The organism is Rhizobium sp. PRIMUS64, from assembly GCF_023006465.1.
Classification (GTDB): domain Bacteria; phylum Pseudomonadota; class Alphaproteobacteria; order Rhizobiales; family Rhizobiaceae; genus Rhizobium; species Rhizobium leguminosarum.
Genome location: NZ_JALBGX010000300.1, coordinates 1 through 1,054, shown reverse-complemented (window position 1 = coordinate 1,054; position 1,054 = coordinate 1). Strand labels below are relative to the sequence as shown.

1 protein-coding gene is annotated in these 1,054 nt (G+C 61.2%); it reads right to left on the bottom strand.

Features of this window, described 5'->3' with window-relative positions; translation table 11 throughout:
- On the bottom strand, positions 1-949 hold a 949-nt coding region (locus MOV76_RS39210; RefSeq protein WP_164740585.1), incomplete at its 3' end, for a recombinase family protein.
- Positions 950-1,054 lie beyond the last annotated feature (105 nt).

Here is a 1,054-nt window from a genome sequence, read left to right as displayed (position 1 = left end):
CGCCATGCTTCGGCGCTCCATGATGGCGACTGGCCGGTACATTGTCGCTGACCATCTTGCGGATCTCCTCCGCCCGTTCCCAACTGATGTAACCTTCGTGCGCATCCGGGATCAGCGCCAGCCATTCATCACGCGCCTTGCGGCGAATTCCAGATCGGCCATCGTATCCTGGTACGGAACGACTCTTACCATAAGCATAAGCGCCGCCGTAGATCGGGTTCGCAATCATCCGGTGGATGGTGGCATAATTTGGCCTGCGCCAGATGACGTCACCGTTGGCGCACCTGACGGGCAGGTCCAATCCCTGCTCAAGGAACCATAGCAAGGCCTGCCGGGCACTCCCGAGTTCGGTGACCTTGTCGAAGACGAGTGCGATGGCTTCCTGGATGCGCCGATTGGGATCCTTCTCGATCCTGTCACCGGCCTTTACGAAGCCGGCCGGAACAGTGACGACGAGTTCACCGCGGCGAGCCTTCTCATAGCGGGCGGAAAGGGAACGCTGACGCAAGAGATCGAGTTCATACTCGTTGAGGCTGCCCTTCAAACCCAAGAGCAGGCGGTCGTTGCCCTGGCGGGGCGCATAAACTGCTTCCTGGTCGACCAGGACGGTATCGACAACGCGGCACATCTCGATGAGTTGCTGCCAATCGCGGCTGTTCCGGGCGAAGCGCGATACCTCACGCGCGGCCACGGCGCCTACCTTGCCAAGGCAGACTTCCGCCACCATCCGATCAAATCCAGCGCGGGTCACGCCGCCGGCGGCCGAACGACCAAGGTCGTCATCCACCGTCTCTATATGTGACCATCCAAGCGCTGCCAGACGGTCGCGCATGGCGTACTGGAGGGCGCTGCTCTCTCGATTGTGCAGAACCTGGTGAGCCGAGGACTGCCGAACATAGAGGATGGCCTTCCGCTCCAGATGATGCGGCGCGATCTTCTCATGCATCATGACCGGCCTCCTTCTGTTGGCAGGCATGTCCGCACTTTGCGTGATCGACGAACAGCCGCACGATGAGCACCGTCAACGCTTGGCGGGTCTCCTCCGGCAACTCCG